Here is a 23,377-nt window from a genome sequence, read left to right on the forward strand (position 1 = left end):
GTAGCTAGGGGAGTGGGAACGATGGCGGACACACAGACGGTCGACACCGGGCCGGGGGAGACCGAGAAGCAGCCCAGGAGCGTGCGGGTCGTCCTGCTCGCCCTGATGATCACCATGATGCTCGCGATGCTCGACAACATGATCGTGGGTACGGCGATGCCGACGATCGTCGGCGAACTGGGCGGTCTGGAGCACCTGTCCTGGGTCGTCACCGCGTACACGCTCGCCACCGCCAGCTCAACTCCCCTGTGGGGCAAGCTCGGTGACATGTACGGGCGCAAGGGCGCCTTCATGACCTCGATCGTGATCTTCCTGGTCGGCTCCGCGCTCAGCGGCATGGCACAGAACATGGGCCAGCTCATCGGCTTCCGGGCCATCCAGGGCCTCGGCGCCGGCGGTCTCATGGTCGGTGTCATGGCGATCATCGGCGACCTCATCCCGCCGCGTGAGCGTGGCAAGTACCAGGGCATGATGGCCGGCGTCATGGCGCTCGCGATGATCGGCGGACCACTGGTCGGCGGCACCATCACCGACAACTGGGGCTGGCGCTGGTCCTTCTACATCAACCTCCCCCTCGGCGTCATCGCCCTCGCCGCGATCAGCGCCGTACTGCACCTGCCGAAGAAGCGCTCGCAGGCGCGGATCGACTACCTGGGCGCCGGACTGCTCACCGTCGGCATCACCTCCATCGTGCTCGTCACCACCTGGGGCGGTTCGCAGTACGCGTGGACCTCCGTGCGGATCATGGAACTGATCGCGCTCGGTGTGGCCGCGCTCGTCGGGTTCGTGTTCTGGCAGACCAAGGCCACCGAGCCGGTCGTACCGCTGCACATCTTCCGCAGCCGCAACTTCAGCCTGATGGCGGTCATCGGCTTCATCACCGGCTTCGTGATGTTCGGCGCCACCCTGTTCCTGCCGCTGTACCAGCAGTCCGTGCAGGGCGCGTCCGCGACCAACTCCGGTCTGCTGCTCCTGCCGATGCTCGGCGCGATGCTCGTGACCTCCATGGTCGCGGGTCGGGTGACCACCAACACCGGTAGGTACAAGGTGTTCCCGGTCGCCGGCAGCATCCTGATGGGTGTCGGCCTGTACCTGCTCTCCACGATGGACGTCGACACGACCCGGTTCATGTCCGGTGTGTACATGGCCGTCGTCGGTCTCGGCATGGGCTGCCTGATGCAGATCACCATGCTGGTCGCGCAGAACAGCGTCGAGATGAAGGACATGGGTGTCGCGTCCTCCACGAGCACGCTGTCCCGGACGCTCGGTTCCTCGTTCGGTGTCGCGATCATGGGTGCGCTGTTCAACAACCGGGTCCAGGACGTCATGAGCCACAAGGCCGGGGCACTGGGGGCCAAGGTGACCGAGCAGTCCGCGCAGTTGGACGCGAAGAGTCTGGCGAAGCTGCCGGCGGTGGCGCGTGAGGCGTATCAGCACGCGGTGTCGGCCGGTGTCCACTCGGCGTTTCTGCTGGGGGCCGTGGTGACGGTGCTCGCGCTGGTGGCGGCGGTGTTCGTCAAGGAGGTTCCGCTGAAGGGGGCGGGGTCGGCTGCGCCTAAGCCTGGCGAGGGTGCGGAGACGGTCGCGTCGGCGTCGATCGTCGAGGCCGTCTGATCCGCCGGCAGTGAGCTGGAGGTCCCCCGGTAGGTGTCCGCCTCGGGGGGCCTTCTTCGTTTTTTCTCGCCCCTGCCGCCCCTACCCGTCCCATCACTGGGGGCTGCCGCCCCCAGACCCCCGCTTCGGCCTGAACGGCCTCGTCCTCAAACGCCGGACGGGCTGGTGGATGCCGGCCGGTGTCGACAAGCCCCGGAGTGAGCTGGGGTGAGTGGGCCGGTGTCGACAAGCCGCGGTCGTTGTCAGTGGGGCGTGCCACCATCGGTCGCATGGACAAAATGCGGCAGTTGCGCCTGGCCAAGGACGCCATGGACCGCGACTGGGCCGAGCCGGAGCTCGACCTGGGCGTGGTGGCCGCGCATGCCGGATATTCGCGGTACCACTTCATCCGGGCCTTCAAGGAGGCCTACGGCGAGACGCCGGGCCAGTATCTGACCCATCGGCGTATCGAGCGGGCCGAGGAGATGCTCCGCAGCGCCGACCTGTCGGTCACGGAGATCTGCCATCTCGTCGGCTTCAGCAGCCTCGGTACCTTCTCGGCCCGGTTCAAGGCACGGACCGGGCTGACCCCGAGTGAGTACCGGAGCGAACACGTGGGGCGCGGGGCCGCCCTCATCCCGGGGTGCTACGCGATGCTCTGGGCCGGCGGTTTCCCCTCCGCAACTTTGAAGAAGCGTGCCGCTGCCCGCCCTGCCTACGGTGAGGAACAGGGAGACACCTCGATTTCGACCTCGTCCGACAGGAGTACGGAGCCATGATCCAAGGGCTGGGCATCACCACCGTGTGGACCTTCGACCAGCAGCGCACCAAGGCCTTCTTCACCGAGAAACTGGACTTCGAGGTCCGGGACGACATCTCGATGGGCGACATGAAGTGGGTCACCGTCGGTGCCAAGGATCAGCCGGGCGTCGAGCTCGCGCTGATGAGCCTGGACGGCCCGGGCCTCGACCCCGAGTCCGCCGAGGCGCTGAAGAAGCTGGTCAGCAAGGGTGTGCTGGGAGCGGGTGCCTTCCGTACGGACGACTGCCGCGGTGACTACGCGACCTTCAAGGCACGTGGGGTCGAGTTCATCCAGGACCCGCAGGAGCGGCCGTACGGCGTCGAGGCGATCTTCCGCGACGACAGCGGCAACTGGTACTCGCTGACCGAGCGCAGCGAGGAGCTCGACTTCTCCAAGGACTTCGGATGAGCGGGGAGCGGGTGGCGGAGGTCGAGCCGGATCACACGGCCGTGCGGGTCGCCCTGTGGCGGGCCCTGCACGTCCGGGCGGACGCTCCGCCGCATGTCGTCGAGGACGAGGTCGGGCTGCGGCTCGTGGACCCCGGGGACGACTGGCGGGCGCGTCCCGACATGGACGTCGAGGCCACGCGCCGGATCCGCGCGTCGATCGTGGCGCGGGCCCGGTTCGTCGAAGACGTGGTGGTGGAGCAGGCCGCGAAGGGCGTGGACCAGTACGTCGTGCTCGGCGCAGGCCTGGACACCTTCGCCCAGCGGCGGCCCGAACTGGGCGCGAAACTAAGGGTGTTCGAGGTCGAACGGCCCGGAACACAGGCCTGGAAGCGGCGAAGGCTGGCGGAGCTCGGGTACGACGTCCCGGACTGGCTGCGGTTCGTGCCGGTGGACTTCGAGGGCGACTGGTGGGGGCAACTGGCCGCCGCCGGGCTCGACACCGGGCGGCCCGCCGTGGTGGCCGCGACCGGCGTCATCATGTATCTCACCCTGGACGCGATCACCAACTTGTTCCGACTCGTCGCCGGGCTCGCCCCGGGCTCCACCCTGGTGACGACCTTCCTGCGGCCGGTCGACGACGTGGAGCCGGAGCAGCGCGCGCAGTTGGAGGTGGCGGTGGAGGGCGCTCGTGCCGCGGGCACGCCGTTCCTGAGCTTCTTCACGCCGGAGCAGATGCTGGCGCTGGGGCGGGAGTGCGGGTTCCGGGAGGTGCGGCATGTGTCGGCCGCGGATCTTGCCGAGCGGTACTTCGGGGGCAGGACGGACGGGGTGGGGCCGTCCCGGGGGGAGGAGGTGATGGTGGCGAGCACCTGAGCGAACGTGACGGCTCCCGCCCGGACGGGCCTACGGCAGCATCGGATAGCTGCCCGTGCTCGTCGGTGCGTGTTCCGGCAGCCACAGCACCGCGACCGCGCCCTCCGCCGGGATGTGGTCCGGCGCGCCCGCTGGGCGGACGTTGCGGAAGGTCAGGCGGGCGCCGAGGACCCGGGCCTGGCCGGCCGCGATCGTCAGGCCCAGGCCGTGGCCGTGGCCCGCGCGGTCCTTGCTGCCGGTGCGGAAGCGGCTCGGGCCCTCCGCGAGGAGTTCCTCGGGGAAACCGGGGCCGTGGTCGCGGACCCGGATGACCCGGCCCTCGACCGAGACCTCGATCGGCGGTTTGCCGTGCCGGGCCGCGTTGGCCAGCAGGTTGAACAGCACGCGCTCCAGCCGACGGGGGTCGGTGGTGACGGCCGACTCGTGGACGACGTGCACCACCGCGTCCGGGTCCTTCGCGATCACCCGGCGGCTCACGAAGTCGCCCAGCATGATGTCCTGCAGCTCGGCCCGCTCGGAGGCGCCGTCGAGACGGGCGACCTCCAGGACGTCCTCGACGAGGGTGCGCATCGCCTTGGCGCGGTCCAGGACCAGTTCCGTGGGGCGGCCCGGTGGCAGTAGTTCGGCCGCGGTCAGCAGGCCCGTCACCGGGGTGCGCAGTTCGTGCGCGATGTCGGCGGTGACCCGGCGTTCCGCCTCAAGCCGCTGCTGCAACGCGTCCGTCATGGCGTCCACCGCGCGCGCGAGGTCGTCGGTCTCGTCCCGCACGACGCCGCCGATCGCGTCCCGTACCCGTACGTCCGTCTCGCCCTTGGCGACCTGGTTCGCCGCGACGGCCGCCTTGCGCAGCCGGCGCGAGAGCTGGCCGCCGATCAGCACACCTAGCGCGCTGCCGCCGAGCACGGCCGCGATCGAACCGATCACCAGGGCCTGGTCGAGATCCTTGAGGATGTCCGTGCTGCGGTCGGTGAACCCGGTGTGCAGCGACATCACATGGCCGTCCTTGAGCGGTACGGCCGCCCAGATGTCCGGGATGCCGTGCGGCCGGTCGGTGACATACGTGGCCCTGCGGCCCTCCTCGACCTTCTGGCGCAGCGCCGGCGGCAGGTTCGGGTCGTCGATCTTGATGCTGGGGAAGTTGGGCCGCCCGGACAGCTCGTAGTTGCGCTGGGCGATCTGGACCCGCTCGTCGGCGAGATCGCGCGCGTTGTCCAGCATCGAGACCCGCGCCGCGTTGTGCACGACCAGGCTGAGCGCGATCGCGACCAGCGTGCCGACCAGCGCGATGGCCGCGCTGAGCTTCCATCTCAGGCCGGTACGGATGCCCGCTCTGTCCATGAACGACGGGACCCTGCGCCGTGAATTCCCCCGCATACCCCTGCTCAGGCCTTCAACTTGTAGCCGAAGCCGCGGACCGTCTCGATCCGGTCCTGGCCGATCTTCGTGCGCAGCCGCTGCACATGGACGTCCACGACCCGGGTGTCACCGCCCCAGCCGTAGTCCCACACCCGCTCCAGGAGCTTGTCTCGGGACAGGACCGTGCCCGGTGCCGAGGAGAACTCCAGGAGCAGCCGCATCTCGGTCGGCGTCAGCGCCACCGGCTGCCCCGCCCTGCGCACCTCCATGCCCTCGGTGTCGATCTCCAGGTCCCCGAAGGTGAGCACCCCGCCGTCGACCGGGGCCGTGTCCGCGTCCGTACGGTCGCCGCCGCTCGCGTGCCCGAAGCGGCGCAGCACGGCGCGTATCCGGGCGACCAGGACGGCACCGTCGAAGGGCTTCGTCACGTAGTCGTCGGCGCCGGCCTCCAGGCCCAGCACCACGTCGATCGAGTCGGCGCGCGCCGACAGCATGATCACCGGCACGGTCGAGTCGTCGCGGATCCGGCGGCACAGACTGACGCCGTCCAGGCCCGGGACCATGACGTCCAGGAGCGCGATGTCGGGGCGGTTCGCCCGGAACGCCTCCAGGCCCGACAGCCCGTCGGGCATCGCCGTGACCGCGAAGCCGTCCCGCTCCAGAGCGAGTTGGGTGGCCTCACGGATGACGTCGTCGTCCTCGACGAACAGGACGTGGGTCTGATCTGCCATCCCGGTGCTCTCAGTCCTCGTGTGGGTCGTTCTCAAGCATGGGACGCCCGAAGGGGTGTCCGCGTTCACTCAAGGATCGGATCGGGGGGTCCGTTCGGTTCGCCCCCGCTCGGATTCCGTTCGGTTTCGGTTCGGGCCCGTTCGGATCTGTTCCGCTCAGTTTCCGCTCGGCGCGGGTGAAGCGTCGCCCCCGACCGCGTTGCTGTACTCGTTGTGCGTGCTGTACTCCTGCACGAAACGGCCCGACGTCCACCTGTACGTGATCACGTTCTCCCCGGAGGGACTCGACACCGGGTCGCCCTTCTCGTACACCTGCTTGGTGACGACCAGATCGCCGCGGTCGATCTCCGCGTAGACCGGGGGTTCCTCGGCCTTGAACACATTCTCGTACGTCCCGCCCGTCGCGCGATACACGTACGAGCCGATCCCGATCGCTTCGCCGCAGGTCATCACGTTGACGACGACGTCGCTCTCGGTGCCTCCGGTCAGCTCGCCGTACGACACGTCGACCGCGTACTCGTCGGCGACACACGGCTTCAGTTCGCGCTTGACCGCCGCCGAGACCTTCGGGTCGTCCTTGACGAGTCTCACCGCGTCCACATGGTCGTCGGCCTTGGCGGAGGGGGTGGGGGCGGGCACCTCGGCGACGCCCACCGAGTCGGAGTGCGCCGGGCCCTCGTCACGGGCGCCGGTGCCGCCCGTGGCGCAGCCGGACACCAACAGGGCGAGGGCGGCGAGCACGGCCATCGCCGTGAACGCCGCCTCGAAGCCGCCGCGGACCCTGCTGGGCCCTGGGGTGTCGCTCAGGCCGCGCAACGCTCCCGCTCCTCACGCTCCAGCGCGCGTGCGTCCAGATCGCGGGCTTCCAGCTCCTCCCGGAGCCGGGCGAGCGCCCGGTGCAGCGTGCTCTTGACCGTACCGGCCGACATGCCGAGGGCGGCGGCCGTCTCATCCGTGGACATCTGCTCCCAGTGTCGCAGGACGACGACACTGCGCTGTTTCGGAGCGAGAACTTTCATGATGTCCATAAGAAGCGCCCGATCCGCGTGCTGTTCGGTCGCGTCGTCGACGCTCGCGTCCGGGAGCTGCTCGGTGGGGACCTCTTCGAGCTTGCGGGCCCGCCACCACTCGGTGCGGGTGTTGATCATGACGCGGCGCAGGTAGGCGTCCGCGAGGCGCTTGTCCTCGATGGTCTCCCAGCGGCCGTACGTCCGTACCAGCGCGGTCTGCAGCAGGTCCTGGGCGTCGACCGGGTCCGGCACCAGCCGGCGGGCGCTGCGCAGCAGCGCGTCCTGTCGGGTGCGGACGTACTCCTCGAATTCGAGCACCTCGCCCTGCGCCATGATCAACCGCCTCCATCCCCGTTTCCGGCCCGCCTGCTGCCGGTTGTCCTTTGCTGCGTCCCGCCGGTCTGCGGCACAGGAATGAAGCTACGGAGGGGTTGTCACGGCACTGTGCGGAGCAGCCTGCGGGGAGCGCTCGGCTGTCCGTCGGTTGTGTAACGGAAGTAGGTCCGGGGTAAGGGGGCGGGGTTTTTGGGGTGGGTATGGAGCGGTTTGGGCGATGCTGGAGTGTTGCGGGGGCTGGGTGTTCGCTGTGATGTGGCTTGGGGTGAGGCGGATCGCTGTGAATTGACCGTGTGTCAGGTGCGGGTCGCGGGGAGTTGGTACAGGCCGTCCGGGAGGGGTTCTACGAGGCCGTCGGATACCAGGCCGTCCAGTGCTCTGGCCCGCTGTACCGGTTCGTGCCATACGCGGTCGAGTGCGGACTGGGGGACGGGGGAGGGCGCTTCGCGGAGTACGGCCAGGAGTTTGCCGCGGACCTGGCGGTCCGTGCCGGCGTATGTCTGGCCGCGGCGGGCCGGGCCCTCGTGGTCCGGCTTTCCGGCCAGGTTCCAGGCGCACTGGGCTGAGATGGGGCAGCGGTGGCACGTCTCGTTCTTCGCCGTGCAGACCAGGGCGCCGAGTTCCATGGAGGCGGCGGCCCAGCGGGCGGCGGTCTGCTCGTCCGGGGGGAGCAGGGCGCGGGCAAGTTTGCGTTCGGCGGCGGTGGTGGCGTTCGGGGGGTACTGGACGCCGGTGACGGCGCGGGCGAACACTCGGCGGACGTTGGTGTCGAGTACGGCGTGGCGCTGGCCGTAGGCGAAGGAGGCGACGGCGGCGGCCGTGTACTCGCCGATGCCGGGCAGGGCGAGGAGTTGGGCGTGGTCGGTGGGGACGTCGCCGCCGTGCCGTTCTGTTATGGCGGTGGCGGCGCCGTGCAGGCGGAGGGCGCGGCGGGGGTAGCCGAGGCGGCCCCAGGCGCGGACGGCTTCGCCGGGGGCGTCCTGGGCGAGGTCGGCGGGGCGGGGCCAGCGGGCGAGCCACTGTTCGTATACCGGGAGGACGCGGGTGACCGGGGTCTGCTGGAGCATGAACTCGCTGACCATTACGCCCCAGGGGCCGGCGTCGGGGTGGCGCCAGGGGAGGTCGCGGGCGTTGTCTTCGAACCAGTCGATGACGGGAGCGTGGAGGTGCTCGCCGTTGGTGGACGTGGTGTGCGGGGGGTTCGTGGGCGCAGTCATGGCGTTTCCGATCCTGCCACGGCCGGTGGGGGGCGTGGCGGTACGGCGAGCCCGCCGCGGGTTGCGCCCCTCTGCCTGCTGCCACAGTCCAACGCGTGGGGACCAGCTGAGCGGCGGGCTGCGCCGTACCGCCACGACCCGCTCCCGTACATCGGCGGGTGCGGGCTCGTGGTCCATTCCGCCTGATTCCAGGCGGGGTTGCCGGGATGATGATCCGGAAAAGTTGGGGCCGGCGCGGCGGGTGGGGCGAGGTAACTCCCGGTTGTCTCGTAAGGTTTGAGCCGTGGGATCTCTGCGCAATCCGGTCGGGCCGCTTCCCTCCTCCATCTATTGGCGACGGAGGGTCCTCATGGTGTCCGTGGTCGCCCTGTTGGCGCTGCTGATCACCTGGATCGTCACGTCGGGTGGCGGGGGCAGCAAGAACGGTGCGGATGGGGCGAAGAACGGCAGGACTCCCGCCCCTACGATCACTGCCGGTCCGTCCGGCACTGGGCCCGCCATCAGCCAACACCCGGGCGGTCGCGATGAGTCGAGCAGCGGCGGCAGTAGTAGCAGTGGTGGCGGTAGTGGGGCCGGCTCCAGTGCGGGGGCTTCGGGTGACAGTGGCTCCGCCGGTGGGTCCGGGGACGGTGGCGGTAGTGGGGGGGCCAATGGGGGGAGTAGTACTGGGACTACGGTCCCCGCTGATTCGACTCTGCCCAACTGCACTGCCAGTGCTGTGCAGTTGAGTCTGCGGAGTCTGCACAACTCCTACTCGCCGGATCAGGCGCCTACTTTTGTGCTGACCGCCAAGAACTTGTCCAGCAGTGACTGCAAGGTTGATCTCGGGCCCAAGAGTGCGGTGTTGACTATCACTGAGGCGGGGGGTGCCACCGACTACTGGTCCTCCGCCGACTGTCCGAAGAGTTCCGGGAGCGTGTACTACCGGGTGTCCGCCGGGAGCAGCGTTGCGTACACCCTGAAGTGGGATCGCAAGCCCAGTGCGCCTGAGTGTGCGACGCCTGCGGCCGGTTCGGCCGGTGCGGGGACCTATCTGGTGGAGGCGGCTGCTTCCGGGTTCGCCAAGGCGCAGACCTCGTTCGTCCTGGCAAGTGACTGACGCTGGTTGGTACTTCTCAGACGTAGCGTTCCAGGATTGAGGACTCCGCCAGGCGGGAGAGGCCCTCTCGTACGCTTCTTGCCCTTGCCTCGCCTACGCCGTCGACTGTCTGAAGGTCGTCGACGCTTGCCGCCAGGAGCTTTTGGAGGCCGCCGAAGTGTTCCACCAGGCGGTCGATGATCGCGCCGGGGAGGCGCGGGACCTTGGCCAGGAGGCGGAAGCCTCGGGGGGAGACCGCCGAGTCGAGGGCCTCGGGGGAGCCGGTGTAGCCCAAGGCGCGGGCCACGGTGGGGAGTTCGAGGAGTTCGGCGTGGGACAGTGCGTCGAGTTCCGCCAGTGCTTCGTTCACCGTGCGGGAGCGTTTGGCCGTGGGTTCGGGGACGTAGTCGCGGACCACCAGTTCGCGTTCCGGGTCCACGCCCGCGATCAGCTCTTCGAGTTGGAGGGAGAGGAGGCGGCCGTCTGTGCCCAGTTCGAGTACGTACTCTGCGATTTCGTTGGCGATCAGGCGGACCATTTCGAGGCGTTGGACCACTGCTGAGACGTCCCTGACCGTTACCAGGTCTTCGATCTCCAACGCCGACAGCGTTCCCGCCACCTCGTCCAGGCGGAGTTTGTAGCGCTCCAGGGTGGCGAGTGCTTGGTTCGCGCGGGACAGGATCGCCGCCGAGTCCTCCAGGACGCGGCGCTGGCCGTCCACGTAGAGGGCGATCAGGCGCATGGACTGGGAGACGGAGACGACGGGGAAGCCGACCTGTTTGCTCACGCGGTCCGCTGTGCGGTGGCGGGTGCCGGTCTCTTCTGTGGGGATCGTGGGGTCGGGGACCAGTTGGACGCCCGCTCTGAGGATCTTGGAGAGGTCGGACGACACCACGATGCCGCCGTCCAGCTTGCAGAGTTCTCGTAGGCGGGTGGCGGTGAACTCCACGTCCAGGATGAAACCGCCTGTGCACATGGCTTCGACGGTCTTGTCGCCGCCGAGCACGATGAGTCCGCCCGTGTTGCCGCGGAGGATTCGCTCCAGGCCGTCGCGCAGGGCCGTGCCGGGTGCCACGGCGCTCAGTGAGGCGCGCATCAGGCCATCGGCACCGGAGCTCCCGCCGGACTTTCCGGGAGCTGACGCCCGGTCGTTGGCTGCCACTGCACTCCTCGGGTCGCAGGTTCTTCAGGCGCTCCCGTTTCGCACAGATGGTTCGTACGGACGGGCGAGACCAGGGCAAAGTCTACCGGCGGTCCTCGCCGTCCCGTGGGGCCTCTCGTTTACGGGAGCGTGGAAGGACCTGGAGGGCGTCTCCTATGTCGGCCACTTCGAGGACCTTCATGCCGGGCGGGATCTTGCCCGGGTCGCTCGGAACGAGGGCGTGGGTGAAGCCCAGACGGTGTGCTTCGGAGAGTCTGCGCTGGACGCCCGTGACCCTTCTGACCTCGCCCGCGAGGCCTACTTCGCCGATCGCGACCAGGTTCTTGGGGAGGGGGGTGTCGCTCGCCGCGGAGGCCAGGGCCAGAGCGATGGCTAGATCTGCTGCCGGTTCGGAGAGTTTTACTCCGCCTACGGTTGCGGAGTAGATGTCCCTTTTGCCTAGAGCGCTGATTCGGCCGCGTTGTTCCAGGACCGCGAGCATCATCGAGACTCGGGAGGTTTCCAGGCCCGAGGTCGTGCGGCGGGGGGAGGGGATCTGGGAGTCGACCGTGAGCGCCTGGACTTCGGCCACCAGGGGGCGGCGGCCTTCCAGGGTGACGGTCAGGCAGGTGCCGGGGACCGGTTCCGCACGGCGGGTCAGGAACAGGCCGCTAGGGTCGGCCAGGCCCGTGATGCCCTCGTCGTGCAGCTCGAAGCAGCCGACCTCGTCCGTCGTGCCGTAGCGGTTCTTGACGCCCCGTACGAGGCGCAGGCGGGCGTGGCGGTCGCCCTCGAAGGACAGGACGACGTCCACCAGGTGTTCCAGGAGGCGGGGGCCCGCGATCGCGCCGTCCTTGGTGACGTGGCCCACCAGGAGGGTGGACATGGCGCGCTCCTTGGAGGCGCGGATCAGGGCGCCGGCCACCTCGCGGACCTGGGCCATGCCGCCGGGGGCGCCGTCGATCTCCGGGGAGGCCACCGTCTGGACGGAGTCCAGGATCAGGAGGGAGGGCTTCACCGCGTCCAAGTGGCCGAGGATCGTGGCCAGATCGGTCTCGGCGGCGAGGTAGAGGTGGTCGTCGATCGCTTTGATGCGGTCGGCGCGCAGGCGGACCTGGCTCGCTGATTCTTCGCCGGTGATGTAGAGCGTGCGGTGCTCGTCGCTCGCCGCCTTGGCCGCCACGTCCAGGAGGAGGGTCGACTTGCCGACGCCGGGCTCGCCCGCGACCAGGACGACCGCTCCGGGGACCAGGCCGCCGCCGAGCACCCGGTCCAGCTCGGGCACACCGGTCGAGCGGGCGGTGGCCTGGCGGCCGTCGACCTGGCCGATGGGCAGCGCGGAGGTGGTGACGCGGCCCGGGGCTGTCGTACGGACGGCGGGCGCGCCGAACTCCTCGACCGTGCCCCAGGCCTGGCACTCGGAGCAGCGGCCGAGCCACTTGGCCGTCTGCCAGCCGCACTCGGTGCAGCGGTAGGACGGACGGTCCTTGGTGGTCTTCGTACGGGCAGCCATGCGTGAACCGTAACCGGCGGGACTGACAACGCGGTCGGCGGATGGAGTGGTGTGGTGAGGAATCCGGCCACGGCCGTCGGGATCGAGCCAGGGAGCCGGAGGTTCCTGTCCCCTATTGAGGGATCGTTTCACCCGTACGGATTAAAAGAGCTCAAGGGGGCGGAAGGGGGCATCGCCCGCCGCCTACGGTCGCACGGGTGATGAGCAGCAGCCCGGAGACCTCGACCCGCACCACCGGCGCGCACCGGGCGCACCGGGAGGCGCGCGACCGCGCTGCGGCGCGCACGCTGGCGCAGTGCCCGCCCGCGCGCTACGAGCCTTATCTGGACGGCCTGTTCACGTACTGCCTGTCCGTGCTGTGCGACCACGACGCGGCTACGGCGGCTCTGGGGGACGTGCTCGCGCTGGCCGAACGCCGGGGTGCGCGCGTGCCGGAGACGGCCGGTGACCGCAGGGCCTGGCTGTACGCGCTGGCCCGCTGGGCGTGTCTGCGCAAGCTGGCCGAGGCCAAGCAGAAACGTCAGGGCACCCACGCGATGGGCCGGGTCGAGGCCGAGGAACCTGTCGTGTCCGAGGAGCTGCGCGAGCAGCGGCGGCGTGAACTCGCCCTGCTGGCCTGGCCGGAGGCCGCCGGGACCACCCCGGAGCAGCGCGAGGCGCTCGAACTCGCCGTGCGCCACCGGCTCGCCGTCCACGAGGTCGCCGCCGTCCTCGGGATGGATCTCGCCACCGCCCGGGAGCTGTTGGCCTCCGCCGCCTGCGAGGTGGAACGCACGGGTACCGCCCTCGCCGTCGTGGAGACCGGGACCTGCCCGAGCGTCGCCCGGCTCACCGGCGACCATCAGCTGGTGCTCAGCAGCGCGCTGCGCCGTGAACTGGTCCGGCACGTCGACGACTGCCCGCGCTGCCGCCGTACCGCCGAGCGCGCGGTGCCCGGCACCTGGCCCGGTGCCGGTGTCACGCCCGCCGAACTGCCCGTCCTGGAGGCGCCCCGCGCGGCCCTGCATGTCGCCATGGGGCGCCGCCCGCGCGCGCGTGGAGCCGCGGCACCGCGCTTCGACCGGCGCGGTTTCCCACTGGACCCCAAGGACCACGCGGCCCGGCGGGACCGGCTACGCGCGCGTGCCGTCACGACGACCGTCGTCGCCACCGTCATCGCGGCCCCCGTCCTCGCCCTGTGGGCCGCCTACCGGTCCACACCGACCGGCGAGGGCGCCGACGGCAGGGCCGCCTCCGCGAGCGAGCAACGCGACGGTCCCGGCAGCCTGGAGGGCGAGGTCGCGAGCGGCGGTTACGAGAACACCGGTGACGCAAGTGCCGGGCCCCGCGCGCGGGTCGGCAAGGGCGGCAAGAACGACGTCTCCGTGGAGGTCATCAGCGTCGCCGGCACCGGCGGGAAGGGGGCCGGGCGGCTCGCCGTCTCGGCCGCCAACAGCGCCGACACCACACTCGTCACCCTCACCGCGTCCGGCCCGGCCCCGGTCCGCTGGTCCGCGGCCACCACGGCACCCTGGCTCTACCTCAGCCAGTCCTCGGGAACCCTCGCCCCGGGCGAATCGTTGACGATCAAGGTGTACGTCGACCATCTGCGCGAGCCCTCCGGCCACTGGACCGCGCGCGTGGCCGTCTCACCCGCCGGCGCCGTCGTCTCCATCGAGGGCTACGGCAGCGCGCCCGCCCCGACCGGGCCGAGTGACCCGTCGCATCCCGATCCCGGCGGCCCGCCCTCGTCCGGTCCGGACCCGACGCCCACGGCTCCGAGTGATCCGACGCCGAGTGATCCGCCGCCCTCGTCCGCCGATCCGACCCCGACTCCGACACCGACGGACTCGTCCTCCGCCGACCCGGGGGGCTCGGCGCCACCGTCCGACGGCGGCGCCGACCCCGGCCCGTCCTGACCGGTCAGCCGACCGGGTCCGCCGGATGCGGTGCCAGCAGCGGGAGTTGCGAGGCCAGGCGCTCCTCGCACAGCTCGGCCAGGCGGTCGTAGCCGGCCTTGCCCATCAGTTCGGTCAGTTCCGGGCGGTAGGACACGTAGACCGGGTCGCCCGCGCCGTGCGCCGAGGTCGCCGACGTGCACCACCAGTGCAGGTCGTGGCCGCCGGGACCCCAGCCCCTGCGGTCGTACTCGCCGATCGACACCTGGAGCACCCGCGTGTCGTCCGGCCGGTCGATCCACTCGTACGTCCGCCGCACCGGGAGCTGCCAGCAGACGTCCGGCTTGGTCTCCAGGGGCTCGCGGCCCTCCTTCACGGCGAGGATGTGCAGCGAGCAGCCCGCGCCGCCCGCGAAACCGGGGCGGTTCTGGAAGATGCACGAGCCCTTGTAGGGGCGGGTCTGGCGGTCGCCGTCCTCGTCCTCCGAGGTCCAGCCGTTCGCCACGCCCTCGTCGTGGTGCTGCCAGATGTCCGGCGTGAGCCTCGCCACATGCCCGGCGACCCGTTTCTCGTCGTCCTCGTCGGAGAAGTGCGCGCCCAGGGTGCAGCATCCGTCGTCCGCGCGGCCCGCCTGGATGCCCTGGCAGCCGCTTCCGAAGACGCAGTTCCAGCGGGAGGTCAGCCACGTCAGATCGCAGCGGAAGAGCTGTTCCTCGTCCGCCGGATCCGGGAACTCCACCCACGCGCGTGCGAAGTCGAGCCCCTTCTCGTCGCTCTTCAGGGCCTTCTTCGACATCAGAGCCGTCTTCGGGGGGCTGGCCGACTTCACCGGCGAAGAATCGCCGGATGATTTGGCCGCCTTGTCGTTCTTCGCCTTTTTCGTCTTTGGCACGCGTCCAGGGTAAGTCGCCCGAGGCGGCCCCAGAAACCGCACCGAAGACGGAGATCGGCGCAGGTGGCAGTAGCGTTCCGTTTATGAGACTCGGTGTCCTCGACGTGGGATCGAACACGGTGCATCTGCTGGTGGTGGACGCACACCCGGGCGCGCGCCCCTTGCCCGCGCACTCGCACAAGGTGGAACTCCGCCTTGCCCAACTCCTCGACAAGGACGGCGCGATCGGCCCCGAAGGGGTCGACAAACTCATCGGCGTCGTCCACGAGGCGCTGCAGGCCGCCGAGGACAAGGGCGTCGAGGAACTCCTCCCGTTCGCCACCTCCGCCGTCCGCGAGGCCAGCAACGCGGACGAGGTCCTCGCGCGCGTGCAGACCGAGACCGGCGTCGAACTCCAGGTCCTCACCGGCGCCGAGGAGGCCCGGCTGACCTTCCTCGCCGTCCGCCGCTGGTTCGGCTGGTCCGCAGGCAAGCTCCTCGTCCTCGACATCGGCGGCGGCTCCCTGGAGATCGCGTACGGCATCGACGAGGAGCCCGACGCGGTCGTCTCGCTGCCGCTCGGCGCGGGCCGCCTCACCGCCGGCTGGCTGCCCGGGGACCCGCCGGAACCGGACGCGATAAGGGCCCTGCGCCGCCATGTGCGCGCGCAGATCGCCCGTACGGTGGGGGAGTTCAGCCGTTTCGGCGCCCCCGACCACGTCGTCGCCACGTCGAAGACCTTCAAACAGCTCGCCCGCCTCGCCGGTGCCGCCCGCTCCGCCGACGGCCTCTACGTCCAGCGCGAGCTGAAGCGCGAGTCCCTGGAGGCCTGGGTCCCGCGCCTCGGCGGCATGACCACCGCCCAGCGCGCCGTCCTCCCCGGCGTCTCCGAGGGCCGCGCCGAACAGCTCCTGGCCGGCGCGATGGTCGCCGAGGGCGCGATGGATCTGTTCGGGGTGGAGACGCTGGAGGTCTGCCCTTGGGCGCTGCGGGAGGGCGTGATCCTTCGGCGGCTGGACCAGATGCCGTCGGTGTAGGCCGCCGCACCGGCTGCTGTTGGGGGTGGGCGAGGGGTGGGCGCGGGGCTGTGGTGCACGCGCGCGTGTCCGTCACCTCTGCCACAGGTGGCAGAGAACCGAGGGGCCCTCGCTGGCGCGCGCGTGTCCGTCACGTACCCGCGCAGCTGACCGGTCCGTACGGTGCCCGGGGCCGACCGTCCCCCGTCGGCTCGGCCGCCGGCCGTACCCCGCCGGCCCGGCCGCGACGCACGCGCGCGTGCCCGTTCGTGCCGCACGCGCGTGGCCGTCGGTGACCAGGAGTGCGTGCCGCGCGGTTCGTTCTCCGTGCCGCACGCGCCCGTGGACGTACTGAACGCCCACCCGGCACCCGACGTATCAGACCCGCATGAAGTATCGCCACAACGCGGCCTCGCGCCGGAGATGGCCGGTTGCCGTACCCCGCACAGGGCGGGCACAGCAACCGGCTCCCGCGCGCGAAGCGCCGCCCCGTAGTCTGTCCTCCGTGGCAGAACCAGTCGTGCGCATCCCGGATGCGAAGGTCGCGCTGTCCACGGCGTCCGTGTATCCGGAGTCGACGGCGACGGCCTTCGAGATCGCCGCGCGCCTCGGTTACGACGGCGTCGAGGTCATGGTGTGGACCGACCCGGTCAGCCAGGACATCGAGGCGCTGCGCAGACTCAGCGACTACCACCAGGTCCCGATCCTCGCCGTGCACGCGCCGTGCCTGCTCATCACGCAGCGGGTGTGGTCCACCGACCCGTGGATCAAGCTCCAGCGCGCCCAGGCCGCCGCCGAGAAGCTGGGCGCGAGCACGGTCGTCGTGCATCCGCCGTTCCGCTGGCAGCGCCAGTACGCGCGGGACTTCGTCAGCGGGATCTGGCGGATGGCGAACGAGACGGATGTGCGGTTCGCCGTAGAGAACATGTACCCGTGGCGCTACCGCGACCGCGAGATGCTCGCGTACGCCCCCGAATGGGACGTGACGCAGGACGACTACCGGCACTTCACGATCGATCTCAGCCACACCGCGACCGCCCGCACCGACGCGACCGAGATGATCGAGCGCATGGGCGACCGGCTCGGCCATGTCCATCTCGCCGACGGCAACGGCTCCAACAAGGACGAGCACCTGGTCCCCGGCCGCGGCACCCAGCCCTGCGCCGAACTGCTGGAACGGCTCGCCCTGACCGGCTTCGACGGCCATGTCGTCATCGAGGTCAACACCCGGCGCGCGATGTCCGGCGCCGAACGCGAGGCCGATCTCGCGGAGGCGCTCGCCTTCACGCGGCTGCATCTGGCCTCGGCCGTGAAGGTGCCCCGGCGGTGACCGACGCCACCGCCAAGCGCCGGGGCCGACCCCCTCGTACGGAATCCGCCGACACCCGCGACCGCATCCTGGCCGCGGCCCGGGAGGAGTTCTCCGAACAGGGGTACGAGAAGACGTCCGTGCGCGGGATCGCGAAGGCCGCCGGGGTCGACTCGGCGCTCGTGCACCACTACTTCGGTACCAAGGAGCAGGTCTTCGAAGCGGCCATCGAGGTCGCCTTCGCCCCGGCGATGAACGCGCCGGACGCAGTCGCCGAGGGGCCGCTGGACGGGGTCGGCGAGCGGCTGACCCGCTTCATCTTCGGCGTCTGGGAGAACCCCGCCACCCGTAAGCCGCTGCTGGCGGTCGTCCGGTCCGCCGTCAACAACGAGGCCGCCGCGGCCGTCTTCCGCCGGCTCGTGGTCGCCCAGGTGCTGAGCCGGGTCGCCGCTCAACTCGACCTCCCGGACGCGGAACTCCGCGCCGAGCTGGCGGCGGCCCAGCTCGTGGGTACGGCGATGCTGCGCTACGTGATCAAGGTGGAACCGCTGGCGTCGGCGGACCCGGAGCAGATCATCGCGCGGGTCGCGCCGGTGGTGCAGGGGCATCTGACCGGGCCGTGAGGCCCTTCTACGGCGAGACAGGCATCCCGTAATGCGGACACCGTGTCCGACCCCTGGATGACCGGCGTACGCTCAATAGCAGCCCTATCTGTCTGAAGGAGCGAGCGACGATGCCCGAGCTGAGGTCCCGCACAGTCACCCACGGCCGCAACATGGCGGGCGCACGCGCCCTTATGCGCGCCTCCGGTGTACCCGGTGCGGACATCGGCCGGAAGCCGATCATCGCGGTGGCGAACAGCTTCACCGAGTTCGTGCCCGGCCACACCCACCTCCAGCCCGTCGGCCGGATCGTCAGCGAGGCGATCACCGCGGCCGGCGGCATCCCGCGCGAGTTCAACACGATCGCGGTGGACGACGGCATCGCGATGGGCCACGGCGGGATGCTCTACAGCCTGCCGTCCCGTGACCTGATCGCGGACAGCGTGGAGTACATGGTCGAGGCGCACTGCGCCGACGCCCTGATCTGCATCTCCAACTGCGACAAGATCACCCCCGGCATGCTCATGGCGGCGCTCCGCCTGAACATCCCGACGGTCTTCGTCTCCGGCGGTCCCATGGAGGCCGGGCGCGCCACGCTGCAGGACGGCACCGTCCGCACGCTGGACCTGATCGACGCGATGGTCGAGGCCGCCAACGACAGCGTCTCGGACGCGGACGTCCTCAACATCGAGGAGAACGCCTGTCCGACCTGTGGCTCCTGTTCCGGCATGTTCACCGCCAACTCGATGAACTGCCTGACCGAGGCCATCGGCCTCTCGCTGCCGGGCAACGGCTCGGTCCTCGCCACGCACACCGCCCGCAAGGGCCTGTACCAGGACGCGGCCCGCACGGTGATGGACATCACCCGCCGCTACTACGAGCAGGACGACGAGACGGTCCTGCCGCGCAACGTCGCCACCTTCGCGGCGTTCCAGAACGCCATGGCCCTCGACATCGCGATGGGCGGCTCCACCAACACGATCCTCCACCTCCTCGCGGCGGCGCAGGAGGCGGGCGTCGCGTTCGGCCTGGAGGAGATCAACGAGGTCTCGCGCCGGGTCCCGTGTCTCGCCAAGGTCGCGCCGAACGTCGCGAAGAACCGTACGTACTACATGGAGGACGTGCACCGCGCGGGCGGAATCCCGGCCCTGCTGGGCGAGTTGCACCGCGCCGGCCTGCTCAACGAGGACGTCCACTCGGTCCACAGCCCGTCCCTCGCGGACTGGCTGAAGACGTGGGACGTGCGCGGCGGATCGCCTTCCCCGGAGGCCGTCGAGCTGTGGCACGCGGCGCCCGGCTGCGTGCGCTCCGCCGAGGCCTTCTCCCAGTCCGAGCGCTGGGAGGCGCTGGACGAGGACGCGGCCGAGGGCTGCATCCGCTCCGCCGAGCACGCCTACTCCAAGGACGGCGGCCTCGCGGTCCTCAAGGGCAACCTCGCCGTCGACGGCTGCGTCGTGAAGACGGCCGGCGTCGACGAGTCCATCTGGACCTTCGAGGGCCCGGCGGTCGTCTGCGAGTCGCAGGAAGAGGCCGTCGAGAAGATCCTCAACAAGCAGGTGACGCACGGCGACGTCGTCGTCATCCGCTACGAGGGCCCCAAGGGCGGCCCCGGCATGCAGGAGATGCTCTACCCGACGTCCTTCCTCAAGGGCCGCGGCCTCGGCAAGACCTGCGCCCTGATCACCGACGGCCGCTTCTCCGGCGGTACTTCGGGCCTGTCGATCGGTCACGCGTCCCCGGAGGCGGCGTCCGGCGGCACCATCGCCCTCGTCGAGGACGGCGACCGCATCCGCATCGACATCCCGAACCGCACCATCGAACTCCTCGTCGACGACGCCGAGTTGGCCCGCCGCGAGGCCGCGCTGGAGGGCCGCTACGCCCCGAAGAACCGCGAGCGCAAGGTCTCGGCGGCACTGCGCGCCTACGCCGCGATGGCCACCAGCGCGGACCGTGGCGCCGTGCGGGACGTCAGCAAGCTGGGCTGAGGCACAACTGCTTTCTGGGGCCGCCTCCGTTCCGACGGGGGCGGCCCTTTCGCTTGCCGCTACCAGGCGCCGGGGGTGCGGGAGTTGACGGCGAAGACCGTGCCGTCGGGGGCGGCGGCGTAGACGCGGTTGTCTGCTACGACGGGTTCGGGGAGCGCCGCGCTGATCCGGTCCGAGTTGGAGTCGAGGCGTGCGGGTGTCTGCCCGACGAGCTTTCCCGCGCGGGCGTCCACGGCGAGCAACCGCCCGTCCGCGGACGTGATGTATACCCGCCGTCCGTCCGTGACCGGTGCGGAACCCCGCACCAGGGCCGTCTCCAGACTCCACAACTGCTTCCGCGCGTCCATGTCCACGGCCACCAGCGATCCGCCGGCCCCCATGACGTAGACGATGTTCCCGTGCACGGTCCCGTGGCCCTGGTCGAGGGCCAGCGGCAGCGTCACGCGTCGCGCGGCTCCGGTGTCCGGGGTGTAGCGGACCACGGCCTTCGCGGCCCCGTAGACGGCGTCGACCCCGAGGAGATACACGGACCCGCCCACAGTGCCGACGGGCTTCAACATCCCCTTCAGTCGCGCGTCCCAGCGCACCGCACCCGTGTCCGGATCGACCGCCGTCACCCGTGTGGTCGCGCCGTCGTCCGACGTGTTCGTCGCATACGCCGACAGGTCCCCGGTGAACGAGGTGAAGTACGGCGCCTGTTGGCCCGGAATCCGATGGCTCCACTTCGTGGCTCCCGAAGCGCCGTCCACAGCCGTGACCGTCCCGTCCGCATGGGTGAGCAGGAGCATGCCGCCAGCGTCCGCCAGCCCGGTGTACGCGGGGACGGTCTTATGCCAACGTGCCTTGCCCGAAGCCGGATCGAGCGCCTCCAGACGCCGACCGCTGTCCAACGAGGGCTGCACCAGGCCGTTCGACAGGACCGGCGGCCCGCTCCGGTGCGTCGTGGCGACGGAGTGCCGCCACAGCACACGCCCGTCGGACGGATCCAGGGCGAACACCACCCCGGGTTGCGCGCAGAGCAACTTCCCTGCCCCGTACGAGCATTGAGGCGTGCTCTTCTTGGAGACCGGGGTCGCCTGCCACCCGCCGAACCCGGAGCTGGACGTGGCGTGCGGGGTGGTGCCCTTCGTGGGAGTGTCGCCGGCGTCGGACAACCGGAGCGAGGCGACCGTGCCGATCGCGGCCAGGCCGAGCGCGCCCGCACCGAGCGCGATCCGCTTGCCGAGGCGCCGCCCGCGCCGCCGTTCGGGGTGTTCGGGCTCCTCCTTACGGGGCTCCGGCACCGGCGTGGCACCGGCCCGCTGCGCCGGTATGTAGGCCTGCGTGTCGTACGAGGCCGACACCGACCGCAGTTCACGCATCAACTCGTCGGGCGTGGGCCGGTCCTCGGGCTCCTTGGCGAGGCAACGCAGCACCAGCGGCGCGAGGTTCTCCGGCAGTCCCGTCAAGTCCGGCTCGTCATGGACGACTTGGTAGGCGACGACGTACGGACTGTCGGAGTCGAAAGGGCCGCGCCCCGTCGCCGCGTGCACCAGTACGGACCCGAGCGCGAAGATGTCCGCGGCGGGCCCGACCTCCCTGGGCCGCCGGAACTGCTCCGGTGCCATGAAGGGCGGCGTCCCGATCAACTTCCCGGTCTCGGTGCGCAGTTCGCTGTCCTTTGGCCGAGAAATACCGAAGTCGATGACCTTCGGACCGTCCTCGGCGAGCAGCACGTTGCTGGGCTTCAGATCCCGGTGCACGACGCCGACCCGATGGATGTCGCGCAGCGCCTCGGCCAGCCCAGCCATCAGCCGGCGCAACTCGCCGGGCGTCATCGGGCCATTCCGCTTCACGTGTTCGGACAGGGTCGGCCCCGGGATGAACGACGTTGCCATCCAAGGCCGTTCGGCTTCCGGGTCGGCATCCACCACCGGCGCGGTGAAGGCCCCGCTCACCCGTCGAGCCGCCGCCACCTCCTGCCGGAACCGCCCCCTGAACTCGGGATCCTGCGCGAACTCCGCGTGGACGACCTTCACGGCGACCTTCATCCCGGAGGTGCTCTGCGCCAGATGCACCACGCCCATGCCGCCGGAGCCCAGGCATGACTCCAGGCGGTAGTGACCGGCGTACTCGGGAAGTTCCGCTTCCGCACCCGCTCCGGTGTCGTGCTGTGGCGCCATGGAACCACCCCCGTGCTGATCGTTCGCGCGCGCGACGCACGGAGCCTAGTCGATGACCCGTACGGGACAGAGACGGCTTGCTGGCTTCCGAGTGCGAGTTGCGCACATATGTTTCATGGCGTGTTTCAGGGGAATCATCGGGGCCCCATGGCAGTCATGGGGTCCAACGGGGGAGGTTTTTCATGTCTGTTGACCGTGCACCAGAAGTCGAGGGCAGCGAGGCCGAGGTCACCGCGACGGCATCGGCTCTGCACTACTACTCGATCGCGCCCAACACCCGCGTCAACGTCCGCAGCGGACCGGGCACCGGCTACACCATCGTCCGCGTCCTCGCGGAGGGCTCCCAGGTCCCGATCTACTGCCAGACGCCGGGCACCACGGTGACCGGCTACTACGGCACGACGAACATCTGGGACAACATCGACGACGGCCAGTACATATCCGACGCCTACGTGAACACGGGCAGCGACGGGTACGTCCGCCCGCACTGCTCCTGAGCCCACCGCCACTGCCTGGGGGACACTCATGACATTCCGAAGACGCGCATCCGCCCTGCTCGCGGGCACGGCCGGAGCTCTTCTTCTCGTGATGGGCTCACCTGTCACCGCCAGTGCGGCGCAGACCTACACGACCGCCAACGTCACCGTCAACATCCGCAACGGCCCCGGCACGAGCTACAGCATCGTCGGCACCCTGCCGGGGGGCTCAAAGGTGCCGATCTACTGCCAGACACCGGGGACGACGGTCACGGGCACCTACGGCACCTCGAACATCTGGGACAACATCAGCAACGGCGAGTTCATCTCGGACGCGTACGTGAACACCGGTAGCGACGGCTACGTAGCCTCCCGCTGCGCCTGAGCCCCCAACGGGAGCCCGCGCCCACCCCCGGAGCCATAATCGTCCCGTGAGCGACGAAAACGGCACCCAGGACACCAGCGCGGGCTCCCCGGGCACAGACGCAGGCACGGGCCCCCGCCCCGAGCCCCTCCGCTTCTTCGGCACCACCTGGGTGAACCACGACAACGGCTACACCCCGCGCCGCATCGCCGCGGCAGCCGGCTCCCTCGCCGCCGCCGTCGCCTCCTGCCTGATCCTCCGCTTCGCCTACCAGGGCCTCCAGATCGCGGATATCGGCAGCTTCGTCACCCTCCTCGTCATCGTGATGTTCGCGGTCTGCAGCGCCCTCGCCTTCGGCCACACCTGGGAGAGCTTCAAAAAGCGCCCCGACCCCGAGCGCCAGGCCTCCCTCCGCGGCCTCCTGGGCATCGGCTTCGTCGGCTCCCTCGTCGCCTACTTCTTCCGCTCCCTCACCGAGGCCCCCGGCGAGAAACTCCACCGCGAGGAGTACGAGACGTCCCTGGCCCAGCAGCAGAAGCGCACAACTCGCCGCACCGGCAACCCTTCGAAGAAGCGCCGCAGGTCCTGACCGGGTCGGCACGCGTTCCGAGCGGCTCGCGGCCTGCGGCCTGCGGCTTCGCTTCCGGGCCGGTCCCGCCCGCCCCCCTCCCTGTCA

The 23,377-nt window shown here is 70.3% G+C and carries 22 protein-coding genes; 13 read left to right on the top strand and 9 right to left on the bottom strand.

The features are described 5' to 3' along the window. Positions 1 to 21 precede the first annotated feature (21 nt). From OH768_RS29580 to OH768_RS29595, 4 genes are all read left to right on the top strand, one after another. Entirely contained in the window at positions 22 to 1,614 is a 1,593-nt protein-coding gene (locus tag OH768_RS29580) for an MDR family MFS transporter (protein ID WP_406458598.1), read from the top strand. A gap of 278 nt (positions 1,615 to 1,892) precedes the next feature. Then, entirely contained in the window at positions 1,893 to 2,372 is a 480-nt protein-coding gene (locus tag OH768_RS29585) for a helix-turn-helix transcriptional regulator (RefSeq protein ID WP_406465495.1), read from the top strand. Further along, complete coding sequence (locus OH768_RS29590) at positions 2,369 to 2,803, top strand: VOC family protein (protein ID WP_406458600.1); 435 nt, start codon at positions 2,369 to 2,371, stop codon at positions 2,801 to 2,803. Before OH768_RS29585 ends, OH768_RS29590 begins: the two co-directional genes overlap by 4 nt. Then, positions 2,800 to 3,657, top strand: a complete 858-nt coding sequence (locus OH768_RS29595; protein ID WP_406458602.1) for a class I SAM-dependent methyltransferase — start codon at positions 2,800 to 2,802, stop codon at positions 3,655 to 3,657. The genes OH768_RS29590 and OH768_RS29595 overlap by 4 nt, the downstream gene beginning before the upstream one ends. A 30-nt stretch (positions 3,658 to 3,687) precedes the next feature. Here the strand turns inward: OH768_RS29595 and cseC are convergent, their stop codons facing one another. The 5 genes from cseC to OH768_RS29620 all read right to left on the bottom strand — a co-directional run bounded on the left by cseC (position 3,688) and on the right by OH768_RS29620 (position 8,307). Next, a complete protein-coding gene (cseC, locus tag OH768_RS29600; RefSeq protein ID WP_406458604.1) occupies positions 3,688 to 5,031 on the bottom strand; it encodes a two-component system sensor histidine kinase CseC in 1,344 nt (447 codons plus the stop codon). Between the two features lie 8 nt (positions 5,032 to 5,039). Further along, positions 5,040 to 5,744 (bottom strand): two-component system response regulator CseB, encoded by a 705-nt coding sequence (gene cseB / locus OH768_RS29605; RefSeq protein WP_362982502.1) that lies wholly within the window; start codon positions 5,742 to 5,744, stop codon positions 5,040 to 5,042. Positions 5,745 to 5,900: 156 nt separating this feature from the next. After that, positions 5,901 to 6,560 (bottom strand): hypothetical protein, encoded by a 660-nt coding sequence (locus tag OH768_RS29610; RefSeq protein ID WP_406458606.1) that lies wholly within the window; start codon positions 6,558 to 6,560, stop codon positions 5,901 to 5,903. Continuing rightward, a complete protein-coding gene (locus OH768_RS29615; protein ID WP_406458608.1) occupies positions 6,548 to 7,087 on the bottom strand; it encodes a SigE family RNA polymerase sigma factor in 540 nt (179 codons plus the stop codon). The genes OH768_RS29610 and OH768_RS29615 overlap by 13 nt, the downstream gene beginning before the upstream one ends. A 299-nt stretch (positions 7,088 to 7,386) precedes the next feature. Beyond that, the gene (locus OH768_RS29620; RefSeq protein ID WP_406458610.1) at positions 7,387 to 8,307 is read right to left on the bottom strand and encodes an A/G-specific adenine glycosylase; all 921 of its coding nucleotides are present in this window, start codon (positions 8,305 to 8,307) and stop codon (positions 7,387 to 7,389) included. A gap of 283 nt (positions 8,308 to 8,590) precedes the next feature. Between OH768_RS29620 and OH768_RS29625 the strand changes: the two genes are divergently transcribed. Then, on the top strand, positions 8,591 to 9,406 hold the full coding sequence (locus OH768_RS29625) for a hypothetical protein (RefSeq protein ID WP_406458612.1): 816 nt from the start codon (positions 8,591 to 8,593) through the stop codon (positions 9,404 to 9,406). Between the two features lie 16 nt (positions 9,407 to 9,422). Here OH768_RS29625 and disA read toward each other — a convergent pair whose 3' ends face one another. Further along, positions 9,423 to 10,547: a DNA integrity scanning diadenylate cyclase DisA gene (disA, locus tag OH768_RS29630; protein WP_406458614.1), complete on the bottom strand. Its 1,125-nt coding sequence runs from the start codon at positions 10,545 to 10,547 to the stop codon at positions 9,423 to 9,425. 82 nt (positions 10,548 to 10,629) lie between these two features. Then, complete coding sequence (radA, locus tag OH768_RS29635; RefSeq protein ID WP_406458616.1) at positions 10,630 to 12,039, bottom strand: DNA repair protein RadA; 1,410 nt, start codon at positions 12,037 to 12,039, stop codon at positions 10,630 to 10,632. A 197-nt stretch (positions 12,040 to 12,236) separates the two neighbouring features. Here radA and OH768_RS29640 point away from each other — a divergent pair, with 197 nt between their 5' ends. Further along, complete coding sequence (locus OH768_RS29640) at positions 12,237 to 13,937, top strand: BACON domain-containing protein (protein WP_406458618.1); 1,701 nt, start codon at positions 12,237 to 12,239, stop codon at positions 13,935 to 13,937. Positions 13,938 to 13,941: 4 nt separating this feature from the next. On the opposite strand, the gene OH768_RS29645 is transcribed toward OH768_RS29640, so the two are convergent. Next, positions 13,942 to 14,808 carry a hypothetical protein gene (locus tag OH768_RS29645; RefSeq protein ID WP_406458620.1) on the bottom strand — a complete coding sequence of 289 codons (867 nt, stop codon included), beginning with the start codon at positions 14,806 to 14,808 and terminating at the stop codon, positions 13,942 to 13,944. Between the two features lie 83 nt (positions 14,809 to 14,891). On the opposite strand from OH768_RS29645, the gene OH768_RS29650 reads away from it, so the two are divergent. From OH768_RS29650 to ilvD, 4 genes are all read left to right on the top strand, one after another. After that, positions 14,892 to 15,824 (top strand): Ppx/GppA family phosphatase, encoded by a 933-nt coding sequence (locus tag OH768_RS29650; RefSeq protein ID WP_406458622.1) that lies wholly within the window; start codon positions 14,892 to 14,894, stop codon positions 15,822 to 15,824. 484 nt (positions 15,825 to 16,308) lie between these two features. After that, positions 16,309 to 17,133, top strand: coding sequence for a sugar phosphate isomerase/epimerase (locus OH768_RS29655; protein WP_359613930.1), 825 nt, complete (start codon positions 16,309 to 16,311; stop codon positions 17,131 to 17,133). After that, positions 17,130 to 17,735 carry a TetR family transcriptional regulator gene (locus tag OH768_RS29660; protein WP_406458624.1) on the top strand — a complete coding sequence of 202 codons (606 nt, stop codon included), beginning with the start codon at positions 17,130 to 17,132 and terminating at the stop codon, positions 17,733 to 17,735. Before OH768_RS29655 ends, OH768_RS29660 begins: the two co-directional genes overlap by 4 nt. Before the next feature lie 110 nt (positions 17,736 to 17,845). After that, positions 17,846 to 19,699 (top strand): dihydroxy-acid dehydratase, encoded by a 1,854-nt coding sequence (gene ilvD / locus OH768_RS29665; protein ID WP_406458626.1) that lies wholly within the window; start codon positions 17,846 to 17,848, stop codon positions 19,697 to 19,699. A gap of 59 nt (positions 19,700 to 19,758) precedes the next feature. On the opposite strand, the gene OH768_RS29670 is transcribed toward ilvD, so the two are convergent. Beyond that, complete coding sequence (locus tag OH768_RS29670) at positions 19,759 to 21,861, bottom strand: serine/threonine-protein kinase (protein ID WP_406458628.1); 2,103 nt, start codon at positions 21,859 to 21,861, stop codon at positions 19,759 to 19,761. A 182-nt stretch (positions 21,862 to 22,043) separates the two neighbouring features. Here OH768_RS29670 and OH768_RS29675 point away from each other — a divergent pair, with 182 nt between their 5' ends. The 3 genes from OH768_RS29675 to OH768_RS29685 are packed head-to-tail and all read left to right on the top strand — an operon-like array spanning position 22,044 to position 23,290. After that, positions 22,044 to 22,358: an SH3 domain-containing protein gene (locus OH768_RS29675; protein ID WP_406458630.1), complete on the top strand. Its 315-nt coding sequence runs from the start codon at positions 22,044 to 22,046 to the stop codon at positions 22,356 to 22,358. Between the two features lie 28 nt (positions 22,359 to 22,386). Then, positions 22,387 to 22,722: an SH3 domain-containing protein gene (locus OH768_RS29680; RefSeq protein ID WP_406458632.1), complete on the top strand. Its 336-nt coding sequence runs from the start codon at positions 22,387 to 22,389 to the stop codon at positions 22,720 to 22,722. Between the two features lie 46 nt (positions 22,723 to 22,768). Next, positions 22,769 to 23,290 carry an EamA/RhaT family transporter gene (locus tag OH768_RS29685; protein ID WP_406458634.1) on the top strand — a complete coding sequence of 174 codons (522 nt, stop codon included), beginning with the start codon at positions 22,769 to 22,771 and terminating at the stop codon, positions 23,288 to 23,290. The last annotated feature ends 87 nt before the right edge of the window (positions 23,291 to 23,377 follow it).

This window comes from Streptomyces sp. NBC_01622 (genome assembly GCF_045209635.1).
Taxonomy (GTDB): Bacteria; Actinomycetota; Actinomycetes; order Streptomycetales; family Streptomycetaceae; genus Streptomyces.